The sequence below is a fragment of the Pseudoxanthomonas kalamensis DSM 18571 genome, assembly GCF_010211745.1.
Lineage (GTDB): Bacteria > Pseudomonadota > Gammaproteobacteria > Xanthomonadales > Xanthomonadaceae > Pseudoxanthomonas_A > Pseudoxanthomonas_A kalamensis.
The window spans coordinates 1-1,004 of record NZ_PDWQ01000021.1 but is presented as its reverse complement, the minus strand read 5'-3'; the positions used below and the strand labels follow the sequence as shown (position 1 = coordinate 1,004).

2 protein-coding genes are annotated in these 1,004 nt (G+C 47.8%); both read left to right on the top strand.

Annotated features, from left to right (window positions below):
* The first annotated feature begins 309 nt into the window (after window positions 1–309).
* On the top strand, window positions 310–750 hold the full coding sequence (locus tag CSC70_RS13695) for a recombination protein NinB (protein WP_000736903.1): 441 nt from the start codon (window positions 310–312) through the stop codon (window positions 748–750).
* On the top strand, window positions 747–1,004 hold a 258-nt coding region (locus tag CSC70_RS13690; RefSeq protein WP_162457188.1), incomplete at its 3' end, for a phosphoadenosine phosphosulfate reductase domain-containing protein. The genes CSC70_RS13695 and CSC70_RS13690, both read left to right, overlap by 4 nt.

Genomic DNA, 1,004 nt, shown 5'->3' with positions numbered 1-1,004 from the left:
CTGCTCTATAATATCTCCGTTCTTTTGTTGAGCACAGTATTGATGATGTTGGTTGTGTTGTTTTTTTAGTAGTCAGGCTATCCAAAGGAACCACTACTGTTCAATTGGCGGGAGCGGCAGATGTGTTATAGGGGCAAGAACGGGAAGGAAAGATGAGCACGAACCTGGTTTTTAAGGAGTGTCGCCAGAGTGCCGCGATGAAACGGGTATTGGCGGTATATGGAGTTAAAAGATGACCATCTACATTACTGAGCTAATAACAGGCCTGCTGGTAATCGCAGGCCTTTTTATTTGGGGGAGAGGGAAGTCATGAAAAAACTAACCTTTGAAATTCGATCTCCAGCACATCAGCAAAACGCTATTCACGCAGTACAGCAAATCCTTCCAGACCCAACCAAACCAATCGTAGTAACCATTCAGGAACGCAACCGCAGCTTAGACCAAAACAGGAAGCTATGGGCCTGCTTAGGTGACGTCTCTCGTCAGGTTGAATGGCATGGTCGCTGGCTGGATGCAGAAAGCTGGAAGTGTGTGTTTACCGCAGCATTAAAGCAGCAGGATGTTGTTCCTAACCTTGCCGGGAATGGCTTTGTGGTAATAGGCCAGTCAACCAGCAGGATGCGTGTAGGCGAATTTGCGGAGCTATTAGAGCTTATACAGGCATTCGGTACAGAGCGTGGCGTTAAGTGGTCAGACGAAGCGAGACTGGCTCTGGAGTGGAAAGCGAGATGGGGAGACAGGGCTGCATGATAAATGTCGTTAGTTTCTCCGGTGGCAGGACGTCAGCATATTTGCTCTGGCTAATGGAGCAAAAGCGACGGGCAGGTAAAGACGTGCATTACGTTTTCATGGATACAGGTTGTGAACATCCAATGACATATCGGTTTGTCAGGGAAGTTGTGAAGTTCTGGGATATACCGCTCACCGTATTGCAGGTTGATATCAACCCGGAGCTTGGACAGCCAAATGGTTATACGGTATGGGAACCAAAGGATATTCAGACG